Source organism: Paenibacillus sonchi (assembly GCF_016772475.1).
Classification (GTDB): domain Bacteria; phylum Bacillota; class Bacilli; order Paenibacillales; family Paenibacillaceae; genus Paenibacillus_AQ; species Paenibacillus_AQ sonchi.
Genome location: NZ_CP068595.1, coordinates 2564728 through 2590783, shown reverse-complemented (window position 1 = coordinate 2590783; position 26056 = coordinate 2564728). Strand labels below are relative to the sequence as shown.

At 53.4% G+C, this 26056-nt stretch carries 26 protein-coding genes and 1 pseudogene; 7 read left to right on the top strand and 20 right to left on the bottom strand.

Features of this window, described 5'->3' with window-relative positions:
- Positions 1 to 86: 86 nt before the first annotated feature.
- The 4 genes from JI735_RS11915 (at position 87) to JI735_RS11905 (ending at position 3226) form a co-directional block, all read left to right on the top strand.
- Positions 87 to 773, top strand: coding sequence for a response regulator transcription factor (locus JI735_RS11915; protein WP_039833421.1), 687 nt, complete (start codon positions 87 to 89; stop codon positions 771 to 773).
- Positions 770 to 1024: a hypothetical protein gene (locus JI735_RS37775; protein ID WP_411830101.1), complete on the top strand. Its 255-nt coding sequence runs from the start codon at positions 770 to 772 to the stop codon at positions 1022 to 1024. The genes JI735_RS11915 and JI735_RS37775 overlap by 4 nt, the downstream gene beginning before the upstream one ends.
- Positions 1006 to 2328 (top strand): sensor histidine kinase, encoded by a 1323-nt coding sequence (locus JI735_RS11910; RefSeq protein ID WP_411830100.1) that lies wholly within the window; start codon positions 1006 to 1008, stop codon positions 2326 to 2328. Before JI735_RS37775 ends, JI735_RS11910 begins: the two co-directional genes overlap by 19 nt.
- Before the next feature lie 331 nt (positions 2329 to 2659).
- Positions 2660 to 3226, top strand: a complete 567-nt coding sequence (locus JI735_RS11905) for an FAD-dependent oxidoreductase (RefSeq protein ID WP_039833416.1) — start codon at positions 2660 to 2662, stop codon at positions 3224 to 3226.
- Positions 3227 to 3570: 344 nt separating this feature from the next.
- On the opposite strand, the gene galU is transcribed toward JI735_RS11905, so the two are convergent.
- The 3 genes from galU to JI735_RS11890 form a co-directional block, all read right to left on the bottom strand.
- Positions 3571 to 4494, bottom strand: coding sequence for a UTP--glucose-1-phosphate uridylyltransferase GalU (galU, locus tag JI735_RS11900; protein ID WP_039833415.1), 924 nt, complete (start codon positions 4492 to 4494; stop codon positions 3571 to 3573).
- 20 nt (positions 4495 to 4514) lie between these two features.
- Positions 4515 to 5501 (bottom strand): glycosyltransferase family 2 protein, encoded by a 987-nt coding sequence (locus JI735_RS11895; RefSeq protein ID WP_039833414.1) that lies wholly within the window; start codon positions 5499 to 5501, stop codon positions 4515 to 4517.
- A gap of 90 nt (positions 5502 to 5591) precedes the next feature.
- Entirely contained in the window at positions 5592 to 7775 is a 2184-nt protein-coding gene (locus JI735_RS11890) for an ArnT family glycosyltransferase (protein WP_202677412.1), read from the bottom strand.
- 428 nt (positions 7776 to 8203) lie between these two features.
- Between JI735_RS11890 and JI735_RS11885 the strand changes: the two genes are divergently transcribed.
- The gene (locus JI735_RS11885; protein ID WP_202677411.1) at positions 8204 to 8470 is read left to right on the top strand and encodes a hypothetical protein; all 267 of its coding nucleotides are present in this window, start codon (positions 8204 to 8206) and stop codon (positions 8468 to 8470) included.
- Between the two features lie 268 nt (positions 8471 to 8738).
- Here JI735_RS11885 and JI735_RS11880 read toward each other — a convergent pair whose 3' ends face one another.
- From JI735_RS11880 to JI735_RS11845, 8 genes are all read right to left on the bottom strand, one after another.
- Positions 8739 to 9284, bottom strand: a complete 546-nt coding sequence (locus JI735_RS11880; RefSeq protein ID WP_039833409.1) for a DUF1697 domain-containing protein — start codon at positions 9282 to 9284, stop codon at positions 8739 to 8741.
- 56 nt (positions 9285 to 9340) lie between these two features.
- The gene (locus JI735_RS11875) at positions 9341 to 10144 is read right to left on the bottom strand and encodes a phosphotransferase family protein (protein WP_039833408.1); all 804 of its coding nucleotides are present in this window, start codon (positions 10142 to 10144) and stop codon (positions 9341 to 9343) included.
- Between the two features lie 14 nt (positions 10145 to 10158).
- Positions 10159 to 10455: an antibiotic biosynthesis monooxygenase family protein gene (locus JI735_RS11870; protein WP_039833407.1), complete on the bottom strand. Its 297-nt coding sequence runs from the start codon at positions 10453 to 10455 to the stop codon at positions 10159 to 10161.
- A gap of 39 nt (positions 10456 to 10494) precedes the next feature.
- On the bottom strand, positions 10495 to 11121 hold the full coding sequence (locus JI735_RS11865; RefSeq protein WP_039833406.1) for an alpha/beta hydrolase: 627 nt from the start codon (positions 11119 to 11121) through the stop codon (positions 10495 to 10497).
- A 131-nt stretch (positions 11122 to 11252) separates the two neighbouring features.
- A complete protein-coding gene (locus JI735_RS11860) occupies positions 11253 to 12359 on the bottom strand; it encodes a GerAB/ArcD/ProY family transporter (protein ID WP_039833405.1) in 1107 nt (368 codons plus the stop codon).
- A 27-nt stretch (positions 12360 to 12386) separates the two neighbouring features.
- On the bottom strand, positions 12387 to 12590 hold the full coding sequence (locus tag JI735_RS11855) for a hypothetical protein (protein ID WP_039833404.1): 204 nt from the start codon (positions 12588 to 12590) through the stop codon (positions 12387 to 12389).
- 6 nt (positions 12591 to 12596) lie between these two features.
- Positions 12597 to 13751 (bottom strand): Ger(x)C family spore germination protein, encoded by a 1155-nt coding sequence (locus JI735_RS11850; RefSeq protein WP_051051538.1) that lies wholly within the window; start codon positions 13749 to 13751, stop codon positions 12597 to 12599.
- Positions 13748 to 15298 (bottom strand): spore germination protein, encoded by a 1551-nt coding sequence (locus JI735_RS11845; RefSeq protein WP_202677410.1) that lies wholly within the window; start codon positions 15296 to 15298, stop codon positions 13748 to 13750. Before JI735_RS11845 ends, JI735_RS11850 begins: the two co-directional genes overlap by 4 nt.
- 317 nt (positions 15299 to 15615) lie before the next feature.
- Between JI735_RS11845 and JI735_RS11840 the strand changes: the two genes are divergently transcribed.
- Positions 15616 to 15966, top strand: a complete 351-nt coding sequence (locus JI735_RS11840) for an MGMT family protein (RefSeq protein WP_039833402.1) — start codon at positions 15616 to 15618, stop codon at positions 15964 to 15966.
- On the opposite strand, the gene JI735_RS11835 is transcribed toward JI735_RS11840, so the two are convergent.
- The 9 genes and pseudogenes from JI735_RS11835 to JI735_RS11795 all read right to left on the bottom strand — a co-directional run bounded on the left by JI735_RS11835 (position 15942) and on the right by JI735_RS11795 (position 24708).
- Positions 15942 to 16640, bottom strand: a complete 699-nt coding sequence (locus JI735_RS11835; RefSeq protein WP_039833401.1) for a DUF1361 domain-containing protein — start codon at positions 16638 to 16640, stop codon at positions 15942 to 15944. The two genes, JI735_RS11840 and JI735_RS11835, sit on opposite strands and share 25 nt — an antisense overlap.
- A gap of 250 nt (positions 16641 to 16890) precedes the next feature.
- The gene (locus JI735_RS11830; RefSeq protein ID WP_039833400.1) at positions 16891 to 18666 is read right to left on the bottom strand and encodes a SulP family inorganic anion transporter; all 1776 of its coding nucleotides are present in this window, start codon (positions 18664 to 18666) and stop codon (positions 16891 to 16893) included.
- A 108-nt stretch (positions 18667 to 18774) separates the two neighbouring features.
- A pseudogene (locus JI735_RS11825) lies at positions 18775 to 19099 on the bottom strand (ArsR/SmtB family transcription factor).
- 651 nt (positions 19100 to 19750) lie between these two features.
- On the bottom strand, positions 19751 to 20128 hold the full coding sequence (locus tag JI735_RS11820; RefSeq protein WP_039833399.1) for a hypothetical protein: 378 nt from the start codon (positions 20126 to 20128) through the stop codon (positions 19751 to 19753).
- Positions 20129 to 20190: 62 nt separating this feature from the next.
- Positions 20191 to 21807: a phospholipase D-like domain-containing protein gene (locus JI735_RS11815; RefSeq protein WP_233476356.1), complete on the bottom strand. Its 1617-nt coding sequence runs from the start codon at positions 21805 to 21807 to the stop codon at positions 20191 to 20193.
- 237 nt (positions 21808 to 22044) lie between these two features.
- Positions 22045 to 23232 carry a pyridoxal phosphate-dependent aminotransferase gene (locus JI735_RS11810; RefSeq protein WP_267919213.1) on the bottom strand — a complete coding sequence of 396 codons (1188 nt, stop codon included), beginning with the start codon at positions 23230 to 23232 and terminating at the stop codon, positions 22045 to 22047.
- A 28-nt stretch (positions 23233 to 23260) separates the two neighbouring features.
- A complete protein-coding gene (locus JI735_RS11805; protein WP_020427445.1) occupies positions 23261 to 23557 on the bottom strand; it encodes a putative quinol monooxygenase in 297 nt (98 codons plus the stop codon).
- 47 nt (positions 23558 to 23604) lie between these two features.
- Positions 23605 to 24240: a nitroreductase family protein gene (locus tag JI735_RS11800; protein ID WP_039833393.1), complete on the bottom strand. Its 636-nt coding sequence runs from the start codon at positions 24238 to 24240 to the stop codon at positions 23605 to 23607.
- Positions 24241 to 24273: 33 nt separating this feature from the next.
- Positions 24274 to 24708: a MarR family winged helix-turn-helix transcriptional regulator gene (locus JI735_RS11795; protein WP_039833392.1), complete on the bottom strand. Its 435-nt coding sequence runs from the start codon at positions 24706 to 24708 to the stop codon at positions 24274 to 24276.
- Between the two features lie 164 nt (positions 24709 to 24872).
- Here JI735_RS11795 and JI735_RS11790 point away from each other — a divergent pair, with 164 nt between their 5' ends.
- Positions 24873 to 25658: a carbon-nitrogen family hydrolase gene (locus JI735_RS11790; protein ID WP_039833390.1), complete on the top strand. Its 786-nt coding sequence runs from the start codon at positions 24873 to 24875 to the stop codon at positions 25656 to 25658.
- Positions 25659 to 26056: the final 398 nt, after the last annotated feature.

The window sequence follows — 26056 nt, the reverse complement described above, 5'->3', positions numbered from 1 at the left end:
TCAAATTAATGGTTCCATCTTCAGCAAACCTTCATTCTGATATGTCATAATGTAGCTAACTATTAGTGGTTTGGAGGAAACAATGCATGAAGGCTGCCCAAGGTGTAAAACTGCTGCTCGTGGATGACGAGCCCCACATTCTCCAGTTCCTGGAGCTGGGTCTGATCAATGAGGGTTTTGAAGTAAGGACGGCGCCGGACGGGACCAGCGCAATTGCCGTTGCTGCCGATTTCAAGCCCCATGTGGCCATTCTGGATGTGATGATGCCGGGAATCGACGGATTTGAGCTCTGCCGCTATCTCCGTTCGGAAGAATCGGAACTTTCCGTCATCATGCTTACAGCCAAGGATGAAGTGGATGACCGCGTTAAAGGTCTGTCCATCGGGGCTGACGACTATATGGTCAAGCCGTTCAGCTTCGATGAGCTGCTGGCCCGGATTCAGGCGCGCCTGCGCAACCAGTTCCCCGGACTGCTTGGCGAAGTGCGGTGCGGACCGTTCCGCATCGACGGCCGGCGCAAGGAGATCCGCCACAAAGACGAAGTGCTGGAGCTGTCCCCTACGGAATATGAACTGCTGCAATACCTGGTCATCAATCATGGCCTGGTGCTTAGCAAGCCGATGATTCTGGACAAGGTCTGGGGCTATGACTTTGGCGGCGAGGAAAATATCGTTGAGGTCTATATCCGCTCCCTCCGCGAAAAGCTGGGCGATAAAGACCACCGGATCATACGCACGCTGCGTGGTGCCGGATACCGGGTGGATCTGGTATGATTGCCCGCATCACAGGCTTGTTCGGCAGTCTGCCGGCCCCGCGTTCCCTGCGCAAGCAGCTGCTGGTCATTTCCCTGCTGATTCTCTCCGGCCTGCTGCTGCTAATTGGTGTGCTCCAGTATGTACTCATGCGCGACTTCATTTACTCCAACCGGGCGGAGTCCATGGAAGCCCAAATCCGTTCCGTCCCGCGCGAGATTTTTAGCAACCCGCCGGCTTGGGGGCCGGCGGCATGGATGCATCCGGGATGAACAGCGGGGAGGCCGGCAGCCCGGATACGGGAAGCCCCGGAAATCCGCCCCCCGGCAATTTGCGGAACACCGGAAGAAGGCCCCTTTTGCTGGATGCCCATACGACTATAGCTGTATACAGCGCGGACAGGGGGTTTAAGGATTTCCAGGAAGAGACGCTGTCTGATTCTCCTGCTCCAAGATTAACCGATGCCGAATACAATGATCTGCTGCAGCACACCACGGACAAGGCGAATGGCGGCTACCGGCTCATGGCGGCACCGGACGGCAGCGAGCATCTGGCCGTATTCATGAATCTCGGCAAGCCGCAGGAGGCCAGAATGCTGCTGCAGATGAGTGTAAGCACGGGACCGCTGAAGGATGTGATCATGCAGCAGCTGCTGATTTTTGCAGCGCTGTCGGTTGTGGCCTTGCTGGCCGGACTGCTGCTGTATCTGCCTGCGCTGCGCAAAACGCTGGTTCCCCTCTCCAACATGGGGGAAGCTGCGGAGATCATCGATGCAGGCAATCTCAGCGAGCGGTTCCCCGTACACCAGGGGCAGACGGAGATCGACAAGCTGTCCCGCTCCTTTAATGGAATGCTGGAGCGGCTGGAGATTTCTTTTCATAATGAACGTGAAGCCAAGGAGCAAATGCGCCGTTTTGCAGCGGATGCCTCCCATGAGCTCAGGACTCCGCTGACCTCGATTCACGGCTTCCTGGAAGTGCTGCTGCGCGGAGCCGCTGATAACAGGGAGCAGCTAATGGGCGCCTTGACCAGCATGCACGGGGAATCCAAACGGATCAACAAGCTGGTAGAGGATCTGCTCCTTCTGGCACGCATGGATGGAGCGCCGCAGCTGAATATCAAAGGCATGATGCTGGGAGAGATCATCGCCGAAATGCAGCCGCAGCTGCTCATGCTTGCCGGAGACCGCAGGGTAACCTTCGATATCCCGCCCGGCATCCGGGGGATGTATGATCCCGACAAGCTAAAGCAGGTGATTCTTAATCTATTCCATAATGCGGTACAACATACCGATGCTGACAAGGGAACTATTCATATCAGCCTGACTGCCCGGGGCACGGAAGCTGAACTGGCGGTGCGGGACAATGGCTCCGGGATCGCGGCTGAGCACATTCCCCATGTGTTTGAACGGTTCTACCGCAGCGATTCTTCGCGCACACGCAAATACGGCGGCTCGGGGCTCGGGCTGTCTATTACCAAATCCATTGTGGATGCCCATCACGGCGGTATCCGTGTCGAGAGCCGTCCCGGCGAAGGCACCACCTTCAGGGTTACCCTTCCCCGTTCAGTTGAGTAGCTGAACAAGAATTATTAACGTTATAATAGTAAGTACAAGCGCACACATCTTATGCGTATGCATCCGGAGCGGTTTGTGTACGTAGCGGTTCGGATGATGCTTAAGCTCACAAAACTTAAGCCTATGCTTCCGAAGCAAGTTTTGTACGTAGCGGTTCGGGTGATGCTTTAGCTCACAAAACTTAAGCCTATGCTTCCGAAGCAAGTTTTGTACGTAGCGGTTCGGGTGATGCTTAAGCTCACAAAACTTAAGCCTATGCTTCCGAAGCAAGTTTTGTACGAAGCGGTTCGGGTGATGCTTAAGCTCACAAAACTTTTAGGAGGTTAAATGTATGTATGAAATCGCCATCATTGGAGCCGGTCCTGCCGGTGCAAGCGCAGCCCTGTTCGCCGCCAAGGCGGGCAAAAAAACACTGCTGATCGACAACGACAAAGGCATGACGCGCAGAGGCTGGTACGAGAACTACTATGGGATTGCCGAAATCGGCGGACCGGAGCTTGTGGAAACCGGCCATAAACAGGCCGTTAAGTTCGGAGCGGAACTAGTGGCTGACCAAGCAGTGAATCTTACTGCAAAGGGCGAAGGCTTCGTGATCGAGAGCGAGAGCGGAGCTGCTTATGAAGCTAAGCATGTGATTCTGGCAACGGGTGTGCTGACCGATCTGGCCGCCAAAGCCGGTGTGGAAACGAAGGACGGCACAGAGCCAAGAATCAAGACGGTTGTAGCCGTAAATGCGGAAGGCAAAACCAACATCGCAGGCATCTGGGCAGCAGGAACGGTGGCTGGGGTAAGCGTACATGCGATTATCACTGCCGGAGACGGCGCAAAGGTTGCCATTAATATTATCAGTGAACTGAACGGTGCAAGATACGTGGATCATGACCTGTTGAAGGCTTAGGCTGCCGTACACAAAAAGATATGCTTCATTCATGCCAAGGCCAGCCGGAGGATTGATTCCGGCTGGCCTTCTTGGGCATCACTGTTCATCAGAGGATTGGACCATAAATCCATAAATCGCATAAAAAACTGCAGCTAAGTGGAAAAAGTAAACCTAATCAGCTAAAATTCTGGCTCCAGAAGGTTTTAGTGGGATTTTGTACACCTAATTCGCCCATATTCATCCCATCCAGCCGCTTTCGCCCGGATTAGTGGTACTTTTTCCAACATAGGATGCTTCTTGAGCCGAATAAGTTCGATTAGTGGTACTTTTTCCACTAACGGTGACTGTTCTTTTCACCGGTTTTACAAGCTCAATCCAGATTGAGTCTGCGGTACACACAAGGATTCTGTTCCGTCTTCCAAGCTGCCAAGCAGCCCCCTCAGATATGGCACGAGCTGCGGGCGCAGCTCTTCACGCTCCAGGCCCATCTCCAGCGTAGCCTGAATATAGCCGAATTTATCGCCGATATCATAGCGTTTGCCCTGCAGATCAAGGGCCAGCAGCCCCTCATTCCGGCATACCTCATGCAGCGCATCCGTCAGCTGATATTCTCCGCCGGCTCCGCGCTCCAGCTTGCTGAGCATAGAGAAGATAGAAGGCTTCAGGATATAGCGTCCCATGACGGCATTCGTCGAAGGCGCAGCCTGCGGCGAAGGCTTTTCCACCAGCCCGCTCACCACATGTACGCCCTTCACCGCGCCGCCGGAGGCAATGATTCCATACTTGCTCACCTCGGACCTTGGTACCGGCTGCACACCAACTATCGTCTGCTCGGACTGCTCGTACAGCTTCATCATCTGCAGGAGCGCTGGCGGCTCGGAGACCATGATGTCATCACCAAGCAGTACCGCGAACGGCTCGCTGCCGGTAAACTGCTCCGCGCAGGAAATTGCATGTCCCAGGCCAAGCGGCTCCTTTTGCCGGATATAATGGATGCTGGCCAGTCCGCTGATGGCCTGCACTTCACGGAGCAAGTCGTGTTTCTTTTTTTCCAGCAGGGTCTGCTCCAGCTCTACCGACTTGTCAAAATGATCCTCAATCGACTTCTTGTTGCGGCCGGTCACGATAATGATGCTCTCGATGCCGGAGCGCACCGCTTCCTCCACAATATATTGTATCGCCGGCTTGTCTACTATCGGCAGCATTTCCTTCGGCTGGGCTTTGGTGGCCGGCAGGAAACGCGTGCCGAGGCCTGCGGCGGGAATCACGGCTTTTCTGATTTTCACGATGGACCTACTCCTCTGCCTTATGATTTATTAAGCTGCGCGGCTCTCTGCTCGGCTGCACTTTGCTGCTTCCTGCCGCTGTACAATTCCTGGACAATGTAGAGCGGACGCCCTTTCGTCTCATCATAGATCCGGCCGACATACTCGCCCAGGATGCCCAGCATAACCAGCACAAATCCGTTGAACGTTAGAGTAATGCCGATCATCGAGGCCCAGCCCTTAACGGCTGCGTCCGTAAACAGCGCCAGATACAGCACGTACATAAGGTACAAAAATCCGGCTCCCGAGAGGAGCCCTCCCAGATAGCCCGCCAGCTTCAGCGGCTTATAGGAAAAGGAAGTGATTCCATCCAGCGACAGCTTGATCATGCGCTTCAAGGGATATTTCGTCTCCCCGGCGAGCCGTTCATCACGTTCATATTCGATAGCCTTCTGGCGGAAGCCGACCCAGCTGACCAGCCCGCGCACAAAACGGTTTTTCTCCGGGAGCCGTTTCAGTTCCTCACACACCTTGCGGTCAATGAGACGGAAATCACCGGTATCTACCGGAATCGAAATGTCCGTGGAATAACGCAGCACCCGGTAGAAGAGGCTTGCTGTCCACTTTTTGAAGAGGGATTCGCCGTTCCGCTTGATCCGTTTGGCGTACACCACCTCATAGCCGTTTTTCCACTCCCGGATCATATCCAGAATCAGTTCCGGCGGGTCCTGCAGATCGGCATCGATGATGACCACCGCATCCCCCAGCGAATAATCCATACCGGCGGTTATGGCAATCTGATGGCCGAAGTTGCGGGACAGATCAATCAGCTTCACACTCTCATCCCAGTAGGTGTACTCCTCAATCATCTGCGCACAGTTGTCCGTACTCCCGTCATTGACGAAGAGCAGCTCATAAGCCTCTCCCGTCGCCCCCATCACTTTTTTGATCCGCCGGTACGTCTCCTGAATCACAGCCTCTTCGTTATACATCGGTATAATTACGGAATAGCGCACGTGTGTACTCATGAGCAGCTCCTCCTTAGATTTAATAATGAAGCGCGCCTTACACTAAAATTCTGTTAAGTGCGCTTCCTGTAACAATTGTTGATCTCCAACTTACTGAACAGTCACCTCATACAAGGTTCCTTCGTTGCCGCCTGTCACTGTGCTCTGCCATTCTTCAGCCGGAACTGCTGTCCCATTCTCGGTAATCCAGTTGGTAATTTCAGAATTGCCTCCGCGTCCGCCGCCACCGCCCATGCCGCCGGTAGTCACGAGGAAGTATTTCACTTTGCCGCTCGCCACGAGGGCCTTCAGCGTTTCAGTGGTATAGGGCACGTCCGAGTTGTTGAATCCGTTCAGAATCACGACCGACTCATTGTTGTCAATAATATAAGGGCCTGCCGTTCCGTAATCCATGGCAGCGAACAAATATTTCTCGCCGGTATTATGCTCCTTCAGATAGGCCAGCAGCTTCTCGTTGACACCCGTGGTGCCGTTTCTGCCGCCCCCGCCCATGCCGCCAAAGCCGCTTCTGCTGTCCGGACCTGCCGCTGGTGTCATGCTGTTCGAGCCGTAGGTAATTGGCGTAAGCGCCCAGTACAGCGGTCCGGCCAGCAGTATCAATAGTCCAAGTACAGCGGAGGCATGTACGAACCGCTGCCGCTGCCTTTTGAATATCCGCAGCGCCAGCAGCAGCACAGTAACTGCAATCCCTCCAGCCAGGACACCTATGGACCAGCCGCTGCCAATGGTACTGTCATAAGGATGAATGATGTACCACTGGAAGACCGCTGTAGCAAGCGTGGCCACCGGAAGCAGCCAGGACAGCCAGACTGCACGTTCCTTATAATAAGTCCAGAGCCGGAGCCAGCCGGAGCCGGCCAGTGCCGCGATCGGCGGAGCCATCATAATCAGGTAGTACTGATGGAAGAACCCGGCGATGCTGAAGAATCCCATAACAGGTACCAGCCAGGCCAGCCAGAATATCGCTTCTTTATGCTCTTGGGTAAAATTCCGTCTGCGCAGGCTGGCAAAAATCCCGATGCAGCCAAACAGCAGGAAGGGCAGCAGCCAACTGGCCTGACCGGACAGCGCCGATTGGAACAAGCGCAGCGGACCGGCTGTGCCTGTATTGAACATTCCGCCGCCGTTCATCCCGCCCCGGCCGCCCTGGCCGAAGTTGAATTGGCGGTCTCCGCCCTGCCCGCCTTCACCGTCCGCTCTGCCGCCCGGCATCTGCCCCTGCATCCCGCCGCCACCTGAAGCCTGGCCGTGGCCATCCGGGCCTCCGTCTGCCTGTTCGTTTCCAGCGCCTCCCGACAGCTGCCCTTCGGCCTGACCGTCTATTCCGTTCATTGTTCCCGCGCCGCCTCGGCCGTCTTGACCGCCTGTTCCGTTCATGGCCGGCATTTCCCCGCCATTCCAGAACGGCATTTCGCCTCCGCCGATCATTCCGCCGCCTCCGCCGCCGCCAGGGAAGCCGCCTCCACCGCTGCCTCCCGTGCTGCGGTCGCCGGTCAAGCGCGCTACCCCGTTGTAGCCAAAAGCCAGATTGAGCACAGAGTTGGTGCCGCTGCTGCCCATGTAAGGCCGTTTGCTGGCCGGGATCGAATCCACGATAACCGCCCAGGACAGCGAAACTACCAGCAGTACTGCGGTGCAAGCAGCAAGCACACCGGTTTTTTTCTTCCAGTTCACTTTGGCTGCCAGTATATAAAAGAGATAAAATGCCGGAAGTACCATATATGCCTGCAGCATCTTCTCGTTGAAGCCAACGCCGATTAAAGCAAATGCAGCGAGAAGGCTGCCCGTTGTGTTTCGCTTCGTCCCCTTGAAGAGGAACCATGCCGCCAGCAATAGCGTGAACACCAGCATAGCATCGATATTGTTCGTTCTGCTCACAGCGGCAGCCACAGGTGTGACCGCCATTGCCAAGGCTGCGAGACGCGCTGCCGCGCGGCCAAAGGTCGGCTTCACCAGCAGGTATACGAGCAGCACCGAACCCATGCCGCCAATCACCTGGGGCAGGATCACGCTCCAGCCATGCAGTCCGAAGATCAGCGCGCTGAGCGTCTGAATCCAGAAGGTAATCGGCGGCTTATCGACCGTTACCGAACCCGCCGAGTCCAGTGAGGCGAAGAAGAAGTTATGGAAGCTCTGGAGCATACTTCCCACCGCAGTCGTATAGTAGGTATTTGCGTATTGATCATTCCAGATTCCATAGCCATACAGAAAGGCTGCAAGCAGCAGTACGCCCAGCAGTATGACATCGGAACCCAGCTTTTTTACCCATTTCATTACTCTCCACTCCCATCGATCCATCCGTGTATTGCTCCGGCGGTACTCAATCCCCGGTGCATCTTTGCTTAGGAGTATTATGGCATCCCTACCTTAACTGATAATGAAATCAAACTGAATGTTTGCTGAATACATTGTTCACAGAACAAAACGGCTGCACCGCCCGTTACCGGGCAGCGCAGCCGTTTTGGATTCCAAGCTATCGCTACCTGGACAACGGCTCCCCATGAATCCTGCTGCAACTCTTTAAGTGGAAAAAGGTTAACTAATTTGCTAGAGTATCCTGTTTTCTCTCAGAATTTTCGAATTTCAGGAGAAATAAACTCCTTTTTCCAATTAGCGCTTGCGAATTTAAGCCAGTGAGCAAGCGCTAATTGGAATGAGGAGATCTAGACCGACTGGTCCTTCCAAGATAAGGGCGATCGGCCTTGGCTGCTTCAACAACGGCATTTCTGCCGTTGTTTCCAGACAAAACGGCCCTCGGCTCTTTAACAACGGCATTTCTGCCGTTGTTTCCAGGCAAGCCGGCCCTCAGCTCTCTAACAACGGCATTTCTGCCGTTGTTTCCAGGCAAACCGGCCTTCGGCTCTCCAACAACGGCATTTCTGCCGTTGTTTCCAGGCAAGCCGGCCTTCGGCTCTCTAACAGCGGCATTTCTGCCGTTGTTCGTTACAAATCCGTCCAAAGGTGTTTAAAAGGTATTTATTCCAGAACTTTATGCATAATTTATCCATAGGCAGAAGTAATCATAGTTACCTATACATAAACAAACGGCTGCACCGCCCGTTACCGGGCAGCGCAGCCGTTTTCCACATATAGATAGCCTAGAGCCTGTAGTCTGCCCCTCCGGGTGGACTGATCCCCAGACCCTTATACGGTGAATTAGTATAAATTATGTGCACTTTTAAAAAAGCCCCACAACGCAGGCCGTGCTTATGCCTATAAAATGACACCCGTTATCCGCTACTGCTCCCGTCCCATTGCCGCCAGCTTATTCACCGTGTTCCAATTGCGTGCGGTAATGGAGGTTCCCAGGAGCTTGTCCAGCTGTACCTTGAATAATGGAGACTGGCTTGCGCTCACTTCATACAGCGTGTACATCTCTTTACCCGCAACATGTAGCTTGTCCGCCCCCTCCTCATAGGGGCGCAGCTTCTCCAGCACCTCTTTTGATGGAGCCTCAGCGAGGAACGAAATATACAGGCGTTTATAACCCTCTTCCGCAGGCGGCTCAAACGGATTGCCCGCAATCGCCGCCTCAAGTTCCTCCAGCGTGCGGATTAACACGGTGACATCAAATCCGAATGTCTCCTTGATTGCCGCGCTAATCACAGCCTCAAGCTCAGCGGCCTGGGCTCTATTACTCTCAAACACCACATTTCCGGACTGGATGTAGGTGCGCACCCGGCTATATCCCAGCGACTCGAACATGGCCTTCAGAGCCTGCATCTTAATGATTTTGTTACCGCCCACGTTGATGCCGCGCAGCAGCGCAATATATGTATTCATAACGCACCTTCTTCCCTTAATGTCCAGATCAGAGAGATTTTGACCTGTGTTGGAACTTATTTGGACCTTAGACGTCTGCGGATTTCGCGGACCAGCTGTTCTTTCTCCGCAAGCGGAATCCCTTCCGTAAGCCGGGCGGAGGCTACCGGCAGCACCCAGGCATTTACCTCAGCATATGAAAGACCCGACAGCCTGAGATATTCCCGAATGTACCCCTTCGTGAGCCGCTGCCTGATAAAACCCGTAACGAGCCTGGTCGCTAAAGAGGCTCCGGGCGGCAAAGCTCCCATGCTGAACATCATTACAGACCTTGCCGCATCCCCGGCCGGGTTGCCGCTCATCCCGGTCATCCAGTCGATGGTCCATGCCTGCCCGTCTATCAGCACATTGTCTGGGTGAAAATCCCCATGCAGGAGCCGGTCGCCCTCCGGCAGCTGCTTCAGCTTTTCCAGAACGGGTGTTTTTTCCTCCATCGTGAGCATAGGGGCGGCAATGATGCTGCTTCTCAGGCTCTCCTTCTGCTTGCCAAAGGCTTCCGGCCCCTGGAGCTTATGCAGATCGTGATGGAGCGAAGCAAGCTGCCGGGCATATCCGCCCAGTCTCCACGGCTTCTCGCCAATCAGCCGCAGCATGGAGCCGCCGTGAATTTGCTGAAATATTATCCCCTTGCGTTCCTCAAGCGTAACCAGTTCAATAGGCTGAGGCGTCTGAATGCCTTGCTTGTGGACATATTTACTGACCTCATATTCGTGTTCCACATACTCCGCAGGAATATCCGCGCGATAGAGCTTCAGAATCTTCCCTGTCCCATATTCCCGAACCTCCGCTGTCCTTCCTTCCCCAATCCGCTTCCCCGTCATGCCGTCCCCCCAAACTACGCCAGATTGATGGGCGTGAAATGCTCCACTACCGGGAAAGGGCTGTAGTAATGATGCAGCATCGCTTTCCACTCCTGATATTGGCTGGATTCCCTGAATCCAATGGTATGATCCTCAAGATTGCGCCACTTTACAAGCAGCAGGTATTTATGATCGTCCTCCAGACAATGCTGCAGCTCATGGCCCAAATATCCTTCTATGGAAGAAATCAGCACGGATGCTGCCTTGAAGCTCTGCTCAAATTGGCTGGTGAGTCCCGGCTTGATCTGCAGCATGGCTGCTTCCAATATCATCGCAATCCTCTCCTTGCCCGGATGTATAGTCCGGATGCCTCAGCCTGTAAGTGCATCCCGGAAAAACTCGTGATAAAAATTAATAATGACCAGCAGCACCGCCAGCGACTCATTGACACTGCCCACTTCGAGGGCGTTATTGGCGTCATCGATCCGGTACACCCGCAGATTCTTTTGTCCGTTAAGCCCGGCGGCATGCTGTTCGGTGAAGGTCGGGTCGCTGCCACCGTAGATGATGCTGCCCCGGCTCTGCCGCAGCAGCGGGAGTGAATCCGCAACCGGCGTCAGATACAAATGTGAGGTCTTCTGGCTGAGATTCAGCTCTGCCGCCACTCTGCCGGCAATGACAGCTCCCATGCTTTTGCTGATGAAGAGCAGCTGCTCATACTCCGGAAGCGAGCTGATGGCCGCTTTGCATTCCTCTGCTATAATTTCGATTTCGTCACGTTTGAGCTCAGCCCGCGCGCTCTGATAGCCGTATTCCAGCAGCAGGATATCGCAGCCGTATTCCCGGGCCAGCTTGGCCGCATAATCCAGCAGCGAACGTTCAGCCGAGTAGTTCTTACCCGGAAATACTACGGCGAGCGCCTTGGACTCCTGTGTAATATACTTATGTCTGACTTCCCTGCCCCAATGTGAGGACATGACGATGCTTGATACACTCACCCGCGCCTCCTCCTTCGCCAATGTTTACGAAGATTCCCCTAAGCTCTCTGCCTCTCATTATAGCTATCTTCAGCACAGGTGGGAAATAAAAAACGGTGCAGGCTCTTGGAATCCCAAGGCTTGCCCCGTCTCTATTGCTGCGCTGCCGTCTTTTTGCCGCTTCTCCTCCAGGCCAGAATTTCCGCTGTAACCCACAGGATCACAGGAATGGCCACCTGAAACGGAAGAGCGTAAATCTTGTAGATGTGGTAGGCAAAATACTGCATTTGCATAATGTCCTTATAGATAAAAACCGCCAAATAGACCATAATCAGACCCATCTGCAGTACAACGGAGCGGTAGCTGTCCAGCTTGAATACTTTTGCCACCCCATTGCTGGCCGCATACAGACATAGGCTTACTTTTATAAAAAGCGCCGTTACAAATATAATCGCCGATGAGCCTTCGATTCGTGTCAGGAAATCGCCAATGTTGATTCTGCTGACCGCCACATAGGAAGGGAAATATAAGCTTGACAGGATATCCGGTCCTAATACCAGCAGATTGCGCAAAGTGACTATAAGGATAATGACGCCGGCAATCATGGTGCTGCTTACCAGAATTTTTGCCGCCGATCCCTTTTTGGGCAGCACATTAAAGGCACCCAGAAAAACCACAATCTCTGCAAAAGGAAAGGTGAAGGAACCCATCGTATCTGACAACACAAGCTTCCACCCGCTGTCTAAAACCGGTAAAAGGTGATGGAATTGATATTTGGGGATAGAGAGAAGCTCTATTACTGCAATCACCATTACAGTAAACAGCAAAAGGAATTTGGCGCTTCTCCCCAGCACCTCCATTCCCCCCTTCACCACCCACACACACAGCAGGCCGATGACCAGCATCGGGGCCAGCATCGGTGTGGATGTCAGGGCAACCGTCTTACTGAACTCTCCGAAATTCCGCAGCACCAGCGAGCCCAAGTGCATAGCATACCAGATATACAGGCAGGAGAGCACCCGTCCAGCCACTGCCCCGAACACCAGAATCAGCATATCGTACAGATCCTTGCCCGGAAAAAGCCTATGCAGCCGGGCATAGATTAACATGAGCGGAACCGCCAGTGCTGTGGCAAATATCAAGGCAATCCAGCTGCTGTTGCCGGACTGCCCCGAAGACCCCATAAAAAGGGAAGTGCCGATAATAAAAAGGACCGATATGCTTATAGCCTGGCCTGCCGGTATAATTTCCTTGCTCATTGTTCCTCCCCCTTGAATGATCCGGATCTAGAATAGCTTTTTAACCCAATGCACAATCGGAGATGAAGGGCTGGGAATTTCCCAGCGCATGGATAGCGCAAATGCCAAGGAGAAGGACACCAGGCACAGCAGCGAGCATACATAGAAGTCCCGCTTCTTCCCTTGCTTCAGCAGACCGTAGGCGTCAATGATTACAACAATCGCGTAGATCAGCAGCAGGTAAATGACCATATAGGGTTAATCCCCCAGCTTAATGGAGCGTGAGGTTTTGGCACTGCTCTCAATAATTACCTTCGAGTCCACCGTGATATCCAGTTTTGCGAATTCATCATCCCAATGGTCACGGACCTTGACCCACATCTCCGGCTGATGCTCATGGATGATTTCCCCGTATCCAAAAATATCGGCATGGTACTCCCGCTGCATCTTCCGGATGACAGCCAGAATCTCCTGCTCCAGGGCTTCGCCCGCACGCTCTTCAATGGCACTGATGGTCTCGTTGCCCGAGAAGCTTTCCGAAGTCATCACCTCATCCAGACCGGTATGTGTAACTGTTCTGACCTGCAGCAGCAGCTTGCCGTTCACCACCCTGGGTTTCACCTTGGTTCTGCTTGATAGAATCTCCAGTGAGTATGTCGGAACCCCGTTCTTGTCGTTCACCCCCAGTACGCCTCCCTTAATGCCGTCTTTGGCAAAAAGCATATTTTTGGTTTCTTCGCCGTTCAGTTTGCCTACCATTTTGTCTTTTGAAAAAATCGCACAGCCGTTAACGCGTTCATTCTTCTGCCCGTTCTGCTCATGAATATAGATGAGTGGTGCCACAGCATGATTCCCCATAGTCTCCAGCTTATCGATGAAATCCCATATTTCCACGGTCGGCGCACTGCTGGTAAACTTCTCGTCCCGCATCATCTGCGCCAGTTCAAACGACATAATGGCTTTTGTGGTGCTGTTCAGGTTCAGAATCTCCCGTGCGGTCGGCTCACCCGACACAAAGATGAAAACATCAGACCTTGTTTCCGTATCTCTGCTGTACCAGTCAACTGTCCTGATCAATCCCTCGCGGGCGACTTTCTCGCTGAAAATGATGGCTTTGGCATGGCTCCAGAACAGCTTTCTCCCGGTTATGGATATCATATTGCGGACAATGTCAAAGATCGTGCTTCCCGTAAGACTGAGCATTTTGAAGCCCGCCTGATTTTGGTCAAGCCCCCCTTGGATATCTACCATCTCCGCAGTAAGCTGAATCTTCTCATTGGCGCCATCCTTGTCGATGGCCACCCCGGCCACGATGGATATATCATCGACTTCGGTATAGTTCCAGCAGCCGCTGAGGCACGGAAGCATGACTATGCAGAGCAGCAGCGGCAGCAGCCTCGGGGTTGCTCTCATGAGCCTCCCGCCCTTTTCCCGGGCAGCTTCCGCTTCATATTGCGCGCACCCATGACTGCCGGACGCAGGTACATATCCCACCATGGAGCGCGGATAGCCGTATCCTTAATGTCCTGCGGGCGGATCGACCCCACACCCAGCATGTAGGGAACCCCGAAGGAGCGGAGACTCATGAGATGAATCACCAGGCCGAGCAGTCCAAAAAAGTATCCGTAAATTCCAAGGAAAAACGCGGCAAACAACAGAACCAGACGCACTATAATCATTGGTCCCGTAAGCCTTGGATTCAGCAGGGTAGTAATTCCCGTCAGCCCTACCACAATGACCATTGGCGCGCTGACAATCCGGGCATCTACAGCGGCCTGTCCCAGTACCAGCGCTCCCACAATGCTGACTGCCTGGCCAATGGAGGTTGGAATCCGCGCCCCCGCCTCACGAAGAATCTCGAATATAGTCAGCATTATGAGTGCCTCAACAACCGTAGGAAAGGGGACAGACAGCCTCGCAGTGGCAATGCTGAGCAGAAGCAGGGTAGGGACCATCTCCTGGGAGTAGGTAACCAAAGCAACATATGCTGCCGGAATGCTGATGGACATGAACGCCCCCATAACCCTTAAGAACCTGTTAAAGGAGGCAAAATAATAGTTGATATAGTAATCCTCGGCGGCCTGGAAATTCTCGACAAAAACATACGGCAGTGTTAAAGCAAAGGGACTGCCTTCGATCAGCAAGGCAATCCGGCCTTCCATAATTTTGCCCACTACTGCATCCGGACGTTCAGTGCTGCCAAGCATCTCGAATGGCGAATAAGGCTCGTCGCGGATAAGCTCGGCCAGATAACCGGTATCCAGCACATGGTCTATCTCAACCCGGTCCAGCCTTCCCTGCAGCTCCGCCAGAATCTCCGGTGAAGCCAGGCCCTCCATATAGCAGATACAGGTCTGCGTCTTGGTCCGGCTCCCGATATCACGAAATACAAACTTCAGATCCGGATTCTGGACCTTGCGGCGGATTAAGGTCAGATTGACGAACAGCGACTCCGTGAAGCCTTCTCTCGGTCCCCGGACCGCTTTTTCTGTGGTAGGCTCTTCGATCGCCCGCGTTTCCAAGCCTTGGGTACTGATGCTCAGCGCCCCGGCATATCCGTCCAGCAGCAATAGCGTGTTGCCCCCGACAATGCCCCCTACCACTTCATCCAGCCCAGTAGTTACCGTAATGTCGCTGAGGGTTATAATTTCCGTGCGGAGTTTCTCGATTAGTTCAGCCGGATTGCCGTGGTCTTCTTCCTTGAACGGATAAGCCATTACCGGCTTCGTAATCCCGTTCTGCAAAAGTGTCCTGTCAATCATTCCTTCCACATAGATCAGACAGCAGCGCAACGGTGTCCCATGGTTATTCTCAATGAACCGCACCCGCAGAGTCCCATCGTTGCTGAAAATCCGCCGGATCAGAGCCAGATTATCCTCCAGCGAGGGGTTAAGCAGCTGAGAGGTGGATATTTCACTGTCTGCCTGTCCACTGCTCCGGGAAGCGTCGGCATTCTTCACTGCAGTCACTCCTGTCACAATTGTTTTGATCTGATTATCCCCCGACTCTATAACTCCTATTCGCCATAATTATGCTGTGAAGGGAATTTGCTGCAGACAGAGCAAAGCCCGCAGATGCTCATCTGGAGCATTGCGGGCTTTGGCCAGCGGATTCTATTCAGTTACAGCCAACCATACCTTGCCGGAAAAATATGCGTTTCAAGCAGCCTATTTGCATCCCGTCATCCGGTGCAAGCTGCTCATTCTAAGCATTAGCGCCCAATTCTGCTATAATTTCAGTACATATACTTTAACGTTTGGAAAAAGGAGTCCCGTTCATGACACCATTCACAGAAAAGGTCATCACCGTCATCCGCTCGATCCCCGAAGGTCATGTCATGACCTACGGAGGCATCGCCCGCGCGGCAGGAAGCCCGCGGGCAGCACGGCAGGTTGTGCGTATTTTGCATTCCATGAGCCGCAAATACAAGCTGCCCTGGCACAGAGTCGTCAATGTCAAAGGTGAAATAGCCTTGGCTGATGACGAGTCCAGCAATCTGCAGCGGCTTTATTTGCTTGGCGAGGGCATTGTTTTTGACGCAAAGGGCGTCATTGATCTTCAGCGGTACCAGTACCACCCCGGGCCGGAAAAAGAGGACGAAGACTACCTTCTGCCGCCTAGGGAGTAGTCGCGGTTTCCTCTACCCAGCACATTCAGCAGACAGTACATGGTCGCATAAATAGCCAGCAGCACGCAGGCAATGAACAGGCTGAAGAAAACAGATTGACGGTTCAGGCTGTCCGCAACAAGCTGGTACAACTGATGCCGGTCGGTAAGCACATCCCAGCTGTTCAGCCGGTAGACCCGGCCGAGCAGTACGCCATAACCCCCGAGCCCGCAGGCGAACAGTACGAAGATCCAGGAGAGCAGCAGATTGGTTTTACGGTAGATGACGGCCTGGAACTGGTACAGGGAGAAGAACCCGGTCAGCCAGCCGCTCCAGGTGAACAGCAGCAGCGTAATCAGATCATACCAGTAGCGGTTCTGGATCGTACCGCTGACAAAATACAGATTCTTGCGGATCGTCAAATGCACCAAATCCGTCATGATATAAGGCGCATTCGGAAAAAACAGCAGCCAGGCTATCCCAAGCGGAAGCACCAGCAGTCCGCCGATTTTCCTTTTGTCCAGCTCATGGGCCGCCATGGAGAATACGAACGGCAGCCAGGCCAAAAACAGATTCCAGATCAAAAATTTATAGAATGTGTCCGTCCGCTGCGATACTACACCGTAAACTGCCAGCGTCACCAGGGACAAGCCTGCCAAAAGCAGAAATACCTTGATGTAATTCAATTCCTTCATACAGATGCAATCTCCTTATCGGTAAGAATTCGTTGATCGTCTACTTCAAATTGAATATCTTACCTCTAATTGTACAAATTTTTCTATGTCTTGTACAAATCGGGCGAAATCAGCGGCAGCAAAAACGGCTGAGAATCATGCACAAAAAGGAGCGGTTCCCAACCTAACGGGAGATCGCTCCTATGCTAACTTTTTATATATGTCCAGTAAATCAACAGCGTGATAATCCGCCGGCTACACTTTTCTGCGCCTACAGTTCTCCGCTCAGCTTGCGGCCCACGGCAGGCACACGCCCCTTGAAGGTGCTGCGCCCTGACGCTTCATCCAGCCCGGAAAAAGCTGTGCATTCCCTGAAGGCCGCATGACGGCAGCCAAGACACTTGCTGTGATTGATGGCCTTCAGCGCATCATTGATGGCCTCGCCGGTATGTTCATAAAATTGCGTTGCTCCGATTTTGTCATACAATCCGGTCTTTTGGAGCAGCTCCAGCGGCTGGGACTGAATACCGGAGATCATCAGCCGGCCGCCATCCTCCTGCAATTCCTTCACCAGTCCCGCCAGATTGGCTTCGCCGGTGGTATCGATAAAAGGAACCTTCCCCATCCGGAGCAGAATGACCTTCTGCTTATCCGGCCCGGCTCCCGGCATCGTATTCTCGAACCGGTAGGCGGCGCCGAAGAATAGCGGCCCTTCCACATTATATATGCCGATCTGCGGGCAATCGTGGCTGTCTGTGACCATATGCGCCTCGACCTTTACCGAGCTCGGGTCAGGAAGCACCTTGGAGACCAGGTGCACCTCGCCCATCCGTTTGACGAACAAGACCACAGCCAGCACCAATCCAACCTCCACCGCCACTGTCAGGTCGGCAAAGACGGTTAACAGGAACGTAATGAACAGCACCAGCGAATCCCCTGTCTTCAGCTTGAGCAGATGAAGGAATTCCTTGCGCTCGCTCATATTCCATGCCACGACCATCAGAATAGGTGCCATTGCAGCCAGCGGAATACTCGACGCATAGGGAGCAAACAGCAGCAGAATGAGAAATACCACCACTCCGTGGATTACACCCGACAAGGGGGAAGCCGCTCCGCTTTTGATATTGGTTGCCGTTCTTGCAATCGCCCCGGTAGCGGGAATCCCGCCGAACAGAGGAGCAGCTATATTGGCAACCCCCTGGCCGATCAGTTCACGGTTGCTGTTGTGGCGGCTGCCCGACATGCCGTCCGCCACCACTGCGGACAACAGCGACTCAATCGCGCCAAGCATGGCAATTACGAAGGCCGGACGAAGCAGCAGCTTTAACCGTTCCCAGGTAATAACCGGGAAATGGAAGCTCGGCAGCGTATTCGGGATGTCCCCGTAGGCTGAGCCGATCGTTGTCACCTTGCCGCTGAAGAATAGCGCGGCTATGATGGTTGCGCAGAGCAGCCCAACCAGTGCCCCGGGCACTTTTGGCGCAAAACGCATACCCAGTACAAGCACAGCCAGGCAGATCACCGCTGTCAGAATGCTGTACAGATTGATCGTGGAGAGATGCAGGCCGATCTCCTTCATATTATCCACGAAGCTCTCATGCCGCTTCATATCCTTCAGGCCAAGGAAGTTGGCAATCTGCCCGGTGAAGATAATAACCGCAATCCCTGCCGTAAACCCAACCGTTACGGGCCTAGGGATAAACTTGATCAGCACACCGAGCCGGAGCAGGCCCATCAGGACGAGGATGACCCCGGCCATCATTCCGGCCAGCAGCAGATTCTCATAGCCATACTCCATGGCAATAGCGAACAAAATGGGGATAAACGCCCCCGTAGGCCCGCCAATTTGGAACTTTGAACCGCCGAACAAAGAAATGAGAATACCCGCGACTATAGTAGTATAAATCCCGTACTCCGGCTTCACGCCTGAAGCAATAGCAAATGCCATCCCCAGCGGAATGGCAATAACGCCGACAATGATCCCTGAAATGAGATCCTTACGCAGCGACGCAATATTGTAGCCTTTAAAACGGCCCCACCCTATCATCCTTTTTAACCTTCTTTTCTCTAAATATCTGATTATTTGAATATAAGAGCAACATTACTCCTGCAAACCGCTCTTGTCAACGGGAAATCCGCACCGGGGGAACCCGGGTTATTCGCTGCGGATTCCCTCCAGAAGAGAAATGGCGTTTACCAGATGGTTATCGAAGATCTGCTTGGTTACGGCCAGAAGATCTTTGATCAGGGGTCACGCAGCGAGTAAATCACCGTTGTGCCTTCTTTTACACTGGCTACTACATTTTTGGCGCGGAGCACGGCAAGCTGCTGGGATACGGCGGACCCTTCGGACCCAAGAATCGCCTGCAGCTCATTCACATTTTTTCGCCTTCGCTTAGCAGCTCCAGAATACGAATCCGCATCGGATGAGCCAGCGCCTTAAAAAACTCCGTCTTGAATTGCTGAATATCGCTGTTCATTGAACCTCTGCTCCTCATAGCTTACTTCTTGTTTAATGTTTATCTTAGCCTATTTAGCCTGGAGTGGCTATGCCGGCGGTGAATTTATAAGAACAAAATTACCCTGGCAGGTGAATAACAATACAGGACTTACAACCGCAGGGATTCCCCACCGCTCCAAAATCAATGGGAGCATGCTGAAGACGATCGTTGTACTATAAGCAGGCTTAGCGACTTTGGGCTTGCTTAGCGCTCATATTGTTATATCACATGCACAACGCTTGCCCGGAAGTCAGTGGACATGCATTGCGGGTCGTATGATTATGGTGTGGGTCATTCTGCGGACACGATCAGCTCCCTTCACGATCTATCCGCAGCCGTTGCGGACAGGAAAGCCGTTATTCGGGAGAATTCCTCCATTCCGCAGGGCTAACGGACTGAGATGCCCTTATTTGTCCCCTTCCCCTTTATTCCAAGCTCCATCGAACGATATAACGGCTCCTGAGTCCGTATCCGCTGAAAAAGCAAGGTTTTTGGCAAAATAAGGGCTCCTCAGTCCGCTTCAGTCCGCGGATGGAGCCCCATCCTCCTGCATCGCTTATATCCTCTGAGGCTGCCAAGCTCTCCGCATTTTTTGACATTGTATAATTTCCTTTATAACGAGAAAACCATTTACAGGTAGACCGGATACAGTCTGATTTCCCGGGTCCGGACCTCCACAAGGCTGCCCAGCGCCATTGGCTCCCCAAGGCATTCGAACATGATCAGTTCCCCATCCAGCTGCAGGCAGCCGGTTCCATCCTCCTCAATATTGTCCAGCACACCGGTGAGCACAACCTCATTCCCTTCCATGCGGATGCTATGCCCCTCTTGGTCCGTCGGAACGATATCCACCCAGCGCATCAGCAGTGCCGGAAGCTCAAATTCCGCCACAGCTTCATCCCCCGGCTTCACAGGAGGACCGCACCAGATGCCTCTTCCTGCGCCGGTTGCCGCTTCAAAAAACACTTCATCCTTTTTCAGGCCTGGCCCGAGTATTTTGATATTCATAGCATGGCTCCATTTGCAGAGATTTACTGCATATTATACATGACATCCGGCCTGCTGCGCGATCAGGTATAATTCTGTGTCGCTTTATTCACGTAGGTGCTGGGGTGCATCCAGGGATGCTTGAAGAATTCCTTTTTATCTGTAATTTTGCGGGACACGCTGAGGTCATAGTCAATCATGGCTTTGACTTTTGCAGCAAAGGCCTCCCCCTTCACCAGCAGACCCAGCTCGAAATCGTGGCAGGCGCTTCTTTCGTTGATGTTATATGAGCCGTGGAACACCGCGCGCGATCTGTGGTCATAAGTGATTTTCCAATGGGAAAAGCGTCCTGTAGCACTGTAGTCATAAAAAGATACCCCATTGCAAAAAGGGTTATACATATTGCTGCGCACCGCCGCACGGTTGGTAGGATGATCGTTGACCTCCAGCGGATTGCAGATCGTAAGATGGCGGGAGCGCTCCGGTCCAAGACCGCCCAGCCGGTCCCAGAATGCCTGATCAATCAGATACGGGTTCACGATTACCGTCTCTTCGGCAGCGTAAGTGATCAGATCGAGATAATACTGCTGAATCAGATTGACCGGATTCCCCGGAAAGCTCACAAACAACGTACATTCCTCGGAACCCAGATCCGTATTGCCCTCAGGACGGTAAAAGGCATCCTCAGGATCAAAAGGATCTCCCCCGAGCAGAAGCCATCTGGACCGGAACACGGCATTCAGCGGCAGGGCCGCCGCTCCCCGGATACGGAAGCAGCCGTCATGCCATTCCTCCTCCCGGGCCGGCACCCCCATTGGACGCCCGTCAACCTGCACAGAGGCAGAGGGTTCAATCGGTCCAGCAAACGTATACTGGTCCCCGAAATTCAGGCTGCCGATGATAGAGGTGATGCCGTCGATGATCATAAATTTGCGGTGGTCAATCACATTCAGACCGGTCAGCTCCACATCCTCCTGTACTTTATCTTGAAGGAAAAGGATGCTCTCAGGCACATCCTGAGCCTTCAATTCAGCCCGTTTCCTATGCCACTCCGCAGCAATATAGTAGGAATTGAACGTGTCCTGCAGCTTGGCTCCCGCTTTCTTCAGCCGGTCTGAGATTTCACTGAATTTCCCGACTTCGAGGTTATGCCCATATCCAAGCGCAGTGACGGTGTAATTCACCATAATGCGCACCTGAACCCCCCGCTCCAGCGCGCGCAGCAGCGCGTCCGCAATCCGGTTGCCCGAACCGTCATTAAAAAACAGCATGATAGACAGATGAATATAACGCCGGGCCTTGCCGATCTCCTCCAGGAGCATGTCCAGGCACTGCGGGCCGTTGACAAAAGCATCCACCCGGTTATTGCGGGTGGTCTGCGGAGCCAGTGCCCGAAGCTTGCCGGAATCCAGCCGCCGGACCTCAGCGGCAAGCTGTTCAAGCAGCCCCGTACTGAAGCCCGGCAGTTCAGCGAGCTGCCCGGCCTCCGTAATTACACCGCCGATCTCCTGGCGGTATGCGCGGGCAGCGCCTCCCTCCAGCGCCGTGTCCATCAATGATGTAAGCCGTTCCGCCGGACCGGCAACCGCCCCCAGTGAGCCGCCGGATATATAATAATTCACAACATCAACAACATCCCGCTGCAGTCCTTCATTCCATCCTTCAAGAAGCAGTCTGCTGTTCCTATGTATATTTCTCACGGACAGTTCCTCCATCCATTCTAAGATGTGCAGCCGGTTCATGACCCCTAACCATAGGTCAGACTAATTAGGCTATGCTTAGATACCCCGGATACGCCGCTTATAAACGTCCACCCGCTTGGAGTTCCATCCTTCCCCTTCACCGGTTCAGAAAAAAGCAGGGGGAGCTTCCAAAGCCCGTCCGGCTCCCGAAACTCCCCCTGCTGAAAGAATACTTATTCATGATACTCCGGCAGCTTATGACCGGTCTGGAGCAAAAAGCTTCAACCCTGCGATCCGTTTCACAGCTTCTGCCAGCCGGGCTTCATCGCTGACCAGACCTACCCGCACATAGCCTTCACCGTATTCGCCGAAGCCGATCCCCGGCGCCACTACCACATGGGCCTCATCCAACAGCAGATCGGCAAAGCTCTGGGAGGTGTAGCCTTCAGGAACCGGAAGCCAGGCAAAAAATGAGCCGCCTGGAGCCTCTACCTTCCAGCCAAGCTCGCTCAACCCGCCGATCAGAAGATTCCGCCTTGCTTCATAGCGGTCCAGATTCTCCCGGACACAGGCCTGGGGACCTGACAAAGCTGCGGCTGCCGCTTCCTGAACCGCACCGAACAGGCTGACGTACATATGATCCTGCAGCAGGTTCAGACTCTCAATAACACTGGCATTTCCGACAGCAAACGCTGCCCGCCACCCGGCCATGTTGTAAGTTTTGGATAAAGTATATATTTCAATGCCGTTGTCCTTCGCTCCCGGCGTCTGAAGATAGCTGGGCGGACGTACTCCATCATAGCCGAGTGCGGCATAGGCGAAATCATGGACCACACAAATGTTATGCTGTCCGGCAAACTTCACTGTATCGCGGAAAAAAGCCTCCGTAGCCACGGCTCCCGTCGGATTGTTCGGATAGTTCAGGAACATCAGCTTCGCCCTGTCTGCCGCCTCCGGGCTTATGGTGCCGTAATCAGGCAAAAAGCCGTTCTCCGCATTCAGCGGCATCCTCTCCATCACCGCACGGGCCAGTTCAATTCCCGACCAGTAATCGGGATATCCAGGGTCCGGTACAAGCGCGGTATCTCCCGGGTTCAGCAGGCACTGGACCACTTCGACCAGTCCGGTTTTGCCGCCGAACAGGACCGCCACCTCGCTGTCCGGCTCAAGTCTCACTCCATATTCACGCTCGTAGAATCCGGCTGCTGCTTCCTTCAGGTAGCGGTGGCCGCGAAACGGCGGATATTTATGGTTGAGGGGATTGGCCGCTGCCGCCTGCAAGGCCTCGACAATGTGCGCTGGCGTAGGCATATCGGGATTCCCCTGTCCCAGATTGATCACGTCATGCCCTGCCGCCGAGGCCATGCCCGCTCTGGCGACAAGGGCGGCAAAAAACTGCTTGGGCAAGGACTGCAACATCATTGAAGGCTCAAAATGCTTCACTGCAGGTATTCCCCTCTCCGGCTGTTGTTTATTTGCTTGCCGGCTCGGCGTTATACACTTTGACGTCCAGCGGTGCCGTCAGGAACTCCGGCGCTTTCGCCGCAAATCCGGTGAAGTGGGAGCTTGTATTATGACTGGCTACAGCCTCCATATCGCGCCAGGTTTCCACCATGATATAGGTATTGTCCTGTTCGAAATGATTGTAGAGCTCATAAGAAAGGTTGCCTTCTTCTTGGTGGGTTGCGGCCAGAAGTTGTTTTGCCTCAGCCAGAAATTTCTCCTTAAGTGCGGGATTGACTTGCATTACAGCATGAATAATGATCATTTTGGAGACCTCCTAAACGTTTTGTGTGCTTAAGCAGCTTAACAGTCTTATTTCCACTGTGCAATGGTGTCGATAGGCAGACGGACAGATGCATAGCCGGCTTCAGCGGCTTTGCCGATCGAAATCAGCATGACCGGGATATAGCGCTCTTTGTCCATTCCGAACACTTCGGCAATCTGGTCTTTCTCGAAGCCGCCGATAGGGTTGGTGTCATAGCCGTGGGCACGGGCTGCCAGCATCAGCTGCATGGAGACCAGTCCCCCGTCAATCATAATGGTTTCTCTGTTCACCGCTGCAGGCAGATTTGCAAAATGCGCACCCAGCGCAGCAAGCTGTCTTTCCTTTACTTCAGCAGGCATCAGTCCGCGTTCTACAGCCGTTCCGTAAATTTCTTCGGCATAATCGAAATTGTTCATATCCACAAACACTGCGATAACCGCCGCTGAAGTCTCTACCTGCTGCTGGTTGAATTTAGCCAGTGGCGCAAGCTTGGCTTTGCCCTCAGCACTTTCAATCACCAGAAAACGCCAAGGCTGCATGTTCACCGAGGAAGGTGCGAGCGTTGCTTCAGTAAGAATTTCGGCCATTTCCGCTTTGCTGATTTTGACGGATGGATCATATTTGCGGATCGAGCGGCGTCCTGTGATAATACTTGTAAAATCATTAGTTTGCGTGGTGTTCATAAATAACAAGCTCCTTTGAGGTTGGTTTATAGTTTATGGCTGCAGCAAATTGATATTATATTGCAGCCGGGCAAGCATATCCGCGAGCGCAGCGCGCTCCTGTTCATTAAACCCTGCGAGCAAATTGGCAATAAAACGGCTCTTCTCTTCCCTGTAAGAACGGATTTTATCTCTGCCCTGCGCAGTTAGTGAGACTAGAGTCACTCTGTTGTCATCGGGATTATTGCGCCGGGAGACCATACCGTTCTCTTCCAGTCCCTTCAGATGGCGGGTGACAGCCGCAGCGTCGATATCCACATGCTTTTGCAGGGAAATCTGGCTGATCTCAGCAACCTGGAACAGCTCATGAAGCAGACGGAGCCGGGTAGGACTAATCCCCGCACAGCGCTCGAAGGTTGGCGTAATTGCTTTGTTCAGCGCCTGCAGACGTTCAAAAATACGGTCTTTCTCAGACAGATATTCAGTCAAGATTAACCTCCTAACACAAATAGATTGTGCAAAATCTTTTTGACATCCATCACTTTACACCTTTATCCTTGACCCGTCAACTAATATTTGCAATCCATTTCATTCTTGCCGGGCCAGCCGCTTCCCCGTAGAATCAAATTAACCTAATTCATAGAAAAAGGAGCCTGTTCATGAAAATCTCCCTGCTTCAGCTCGATATAGCATTCGGCAATCCCCAGGTGAATTATGCTGCGGCAGAACGCAAAATCCGCGAGGCCGCCGCTCAAGGGACGGATTGTGTGATCCTCCCGGAGCTGTGGACGACCGGTTATGATTTAACCCGGCTGGCCGAAATCGCCGATCCTGAGGGGAATGCCACCAAGGCGTTGATGTCCGGCTTAGCCCGCGAGCTTGGCATCCATATTGTAGCCGGCTCCGTTGCCAGCAGGCATGACAGCGGCATTACCAACAGCATGTATGTATTCAGCCGTACCGGGGAACTCGCCGGGGAGTACAGCAAGCTGCATCTGTTCCGGCTGATGGATGAACATCTGTACCTGCAGCCCGGGGCAGCCAAAGGGTTGTTCACCCTGGACGGAGCAAGCTGCGCCGGGCTGATCTGCTATGATATCCGCTTTCCCGAATGGGTCCGTGCCCATACAGCGTCCGGTGCCGAGATACTGTTCATCAGCGCCGAATGGCCGCTGCCGCGTCTCGCCCATTGGCGTGCCCTGCTGATCAGCCGGGCCATTGAAAACCAATGTTATGTCATAGCGTGCAACCGTGCAGGCGAGGACCCGTCCAACACTTTTGCAGGCCATTCGATGATCATCGATCCATGGGGAGAGGTAATCTGCGAAGCCTCGGGAGGGGAGGAGATTCTGCGCGGTGAGATAGATTTGCAGAAGGTGCGGGAGGTCCGGGCGCAGATTCCGGTTTTTCCCGACCGGAGGCCGGAGCTGTACCAGTAATCTGCCGGCCCGGAATCCTGATTGCAGCTGACCCAAGTGGAAAAAAGTAGACCTAATCTGAGCCTTTTGTCTGCCAGTGGGTCCCCAGTGGGAAAAAGTACACTTAAATCGGCGGATTGGCTCTGCATGCAGCAGATTCGCCGGAAATAAGGATACAAATTCCCACTAAATAAGGCTGTGGAACAGGTTCTGGCCTATTTAGTTATCCTAATTCCACTTAGACCCCAGCAACACATAGGCCATCCTTCCCGGCTCCCGCACGAGACCTTTTTCGACAGAGAAAACGCATTTAGCACCTGAATTGCAAGCATCCCTTCTTAGATTGCCAAAAGTGCCGCACCCGCTGAATTCATCAGCAGAAGTGCGGCACTTTTGGGGTTGCCGGTGATGTTCCTTTT

What these genes read in the sequence shown, in the direction of transcription:
- JI735_RS11860 (WP_039833405.1), bottom strand. Translation starts at nt 12,359, where the DNA reads ATGAGCAAGGAAATTATACCGGCAGGCCAGGCTATAAGCATATCGGTC.
- JI735_RS11800 (WP_039833393.1), bottom strand. Translation starts at nt 24,240, where the DNA reads ATGAACACCACGCAAACTAATGATTTTACAAGTATTATCACAGGACGC.
- JI735_RS11915 (WP_039833421.1), top strand. Translation starts at nt 87, where the DNA reads ATGAAGGCTGCCCAAGGTGTAAAACTGCTGCTCGTGGATGACGAGCCC.
- JI735_RS11850 (WP_051051538.1), bottom strand. Translation starts at nt 13,751, where the DNA reads ATGAGAGCAACCCCGAGGCTGCTGCCGCTGCTGCTCTGCATAGTCATG.
- JI735_RS11835 (WP_039833401.1), bottom strand. Translation starts at nt 16,640, where the DNA reads ATGAAGGAATTGAATTACATCAAGGTATTTCTGCTTTTGGCAGGCTTG.
- JI735_RS11895 (WP_039833414.1), bottom strand. Translation starts at nt 5,501, where the DNA reads ATGAGTACACACGTGCGCTATTCCGTAATTATACCGATGTATAACGAA.
- JI735_RS11830 (WP_039833400.1), bottom strand. Translation starts at nt 18,666, where the DNA reads ATGATAGGGTGGGGCCGTTTTAAAGGCTACAATATTGCGTCGCTGCGT.
- JI735_RS11805 (WP_020427445.1), bottom strand. Translation starts at nt 23,557, where the DNA reads ATGATCATTATTCATGCTGTAATGCAAGTCAATCCCGCACTTAAGGAG.
- JI735_RS11880 (WP_039833409.1), bottom strand. Translation starts at nt 9,284, where the DNA reads ATGAATACATATATTGCGCTGCTGCGCGGCATCAACGTGGGCGGTAAC.
- JI735_RS11840 (WP_039833402.1), top strand. Translation starts at nt 15,616, where the DNA reads ATGACACCATTCACAGAAAAGGTCATCACCGTCATCCGCTCGATCCCC.
- JI735_RS11855 (WP_039833404.1), bottom strand. Translation starts at nt 12,590, where the DNA reads ATGGTCATTTACCTGCTGCTGATCTACGCGATTGTTGTAATCATTGAC.
- JI735_RS11910 (WP_411830100.1), top strand. Translation starts at nt 1,006, where the DNA reads ATGGATGCATCCGGGATGAACAGCGGGGAGGCCGGCAGCCCGGATACG.
- JI735_RS11905 (WP_039833416.1), top strand. Translation starts at nt 2,660, where the DNA reads ATGTATGAAATCGCCATCATTGGAGCCGGTCCTGCCGGTGCAAGCGCA.
- JI735_RS37775 (WP_411830101.1), top strand. Translation starts at nt 770, where the DNA reads ATGATTGCCCGCATCACAGGCTTGTTCGGCAGTCTGCCGGCCCCGCGT.
- JI735_RS11890 (WP_202677412.1), bottom strand. Translation starts at nt 7,775, where the DNA reads ATGAAATGGGTAAAAAAGCTGGGTTCCGATGTCATACTGCTGGGCGTA.
- JI735_RS11875 (WP_039833408.1), bottom strand. Translation starts at nt 10,144, where the DNA reads ATGACGGGGAAGCGGATTGGGGAAGGAAGGACAGCGGAGGTTCGGGAA.
- JI735_RS11870 (WP_039833407.1), bottom strand. Translation starts at nt 10,455, where the DNA reads ATGATATTGGAAGCAGCCATGCTGCAGATCAAGCCGGGACTCACCAGC.
- JI735_RS11820 (WP_039833399.1), bottom strand. Translation starts at nt 20,128, where the DNA reads ATGAATATCAAAATACTCGGGCCAGGCCTGAAAAAGGATGAAGTGTTT.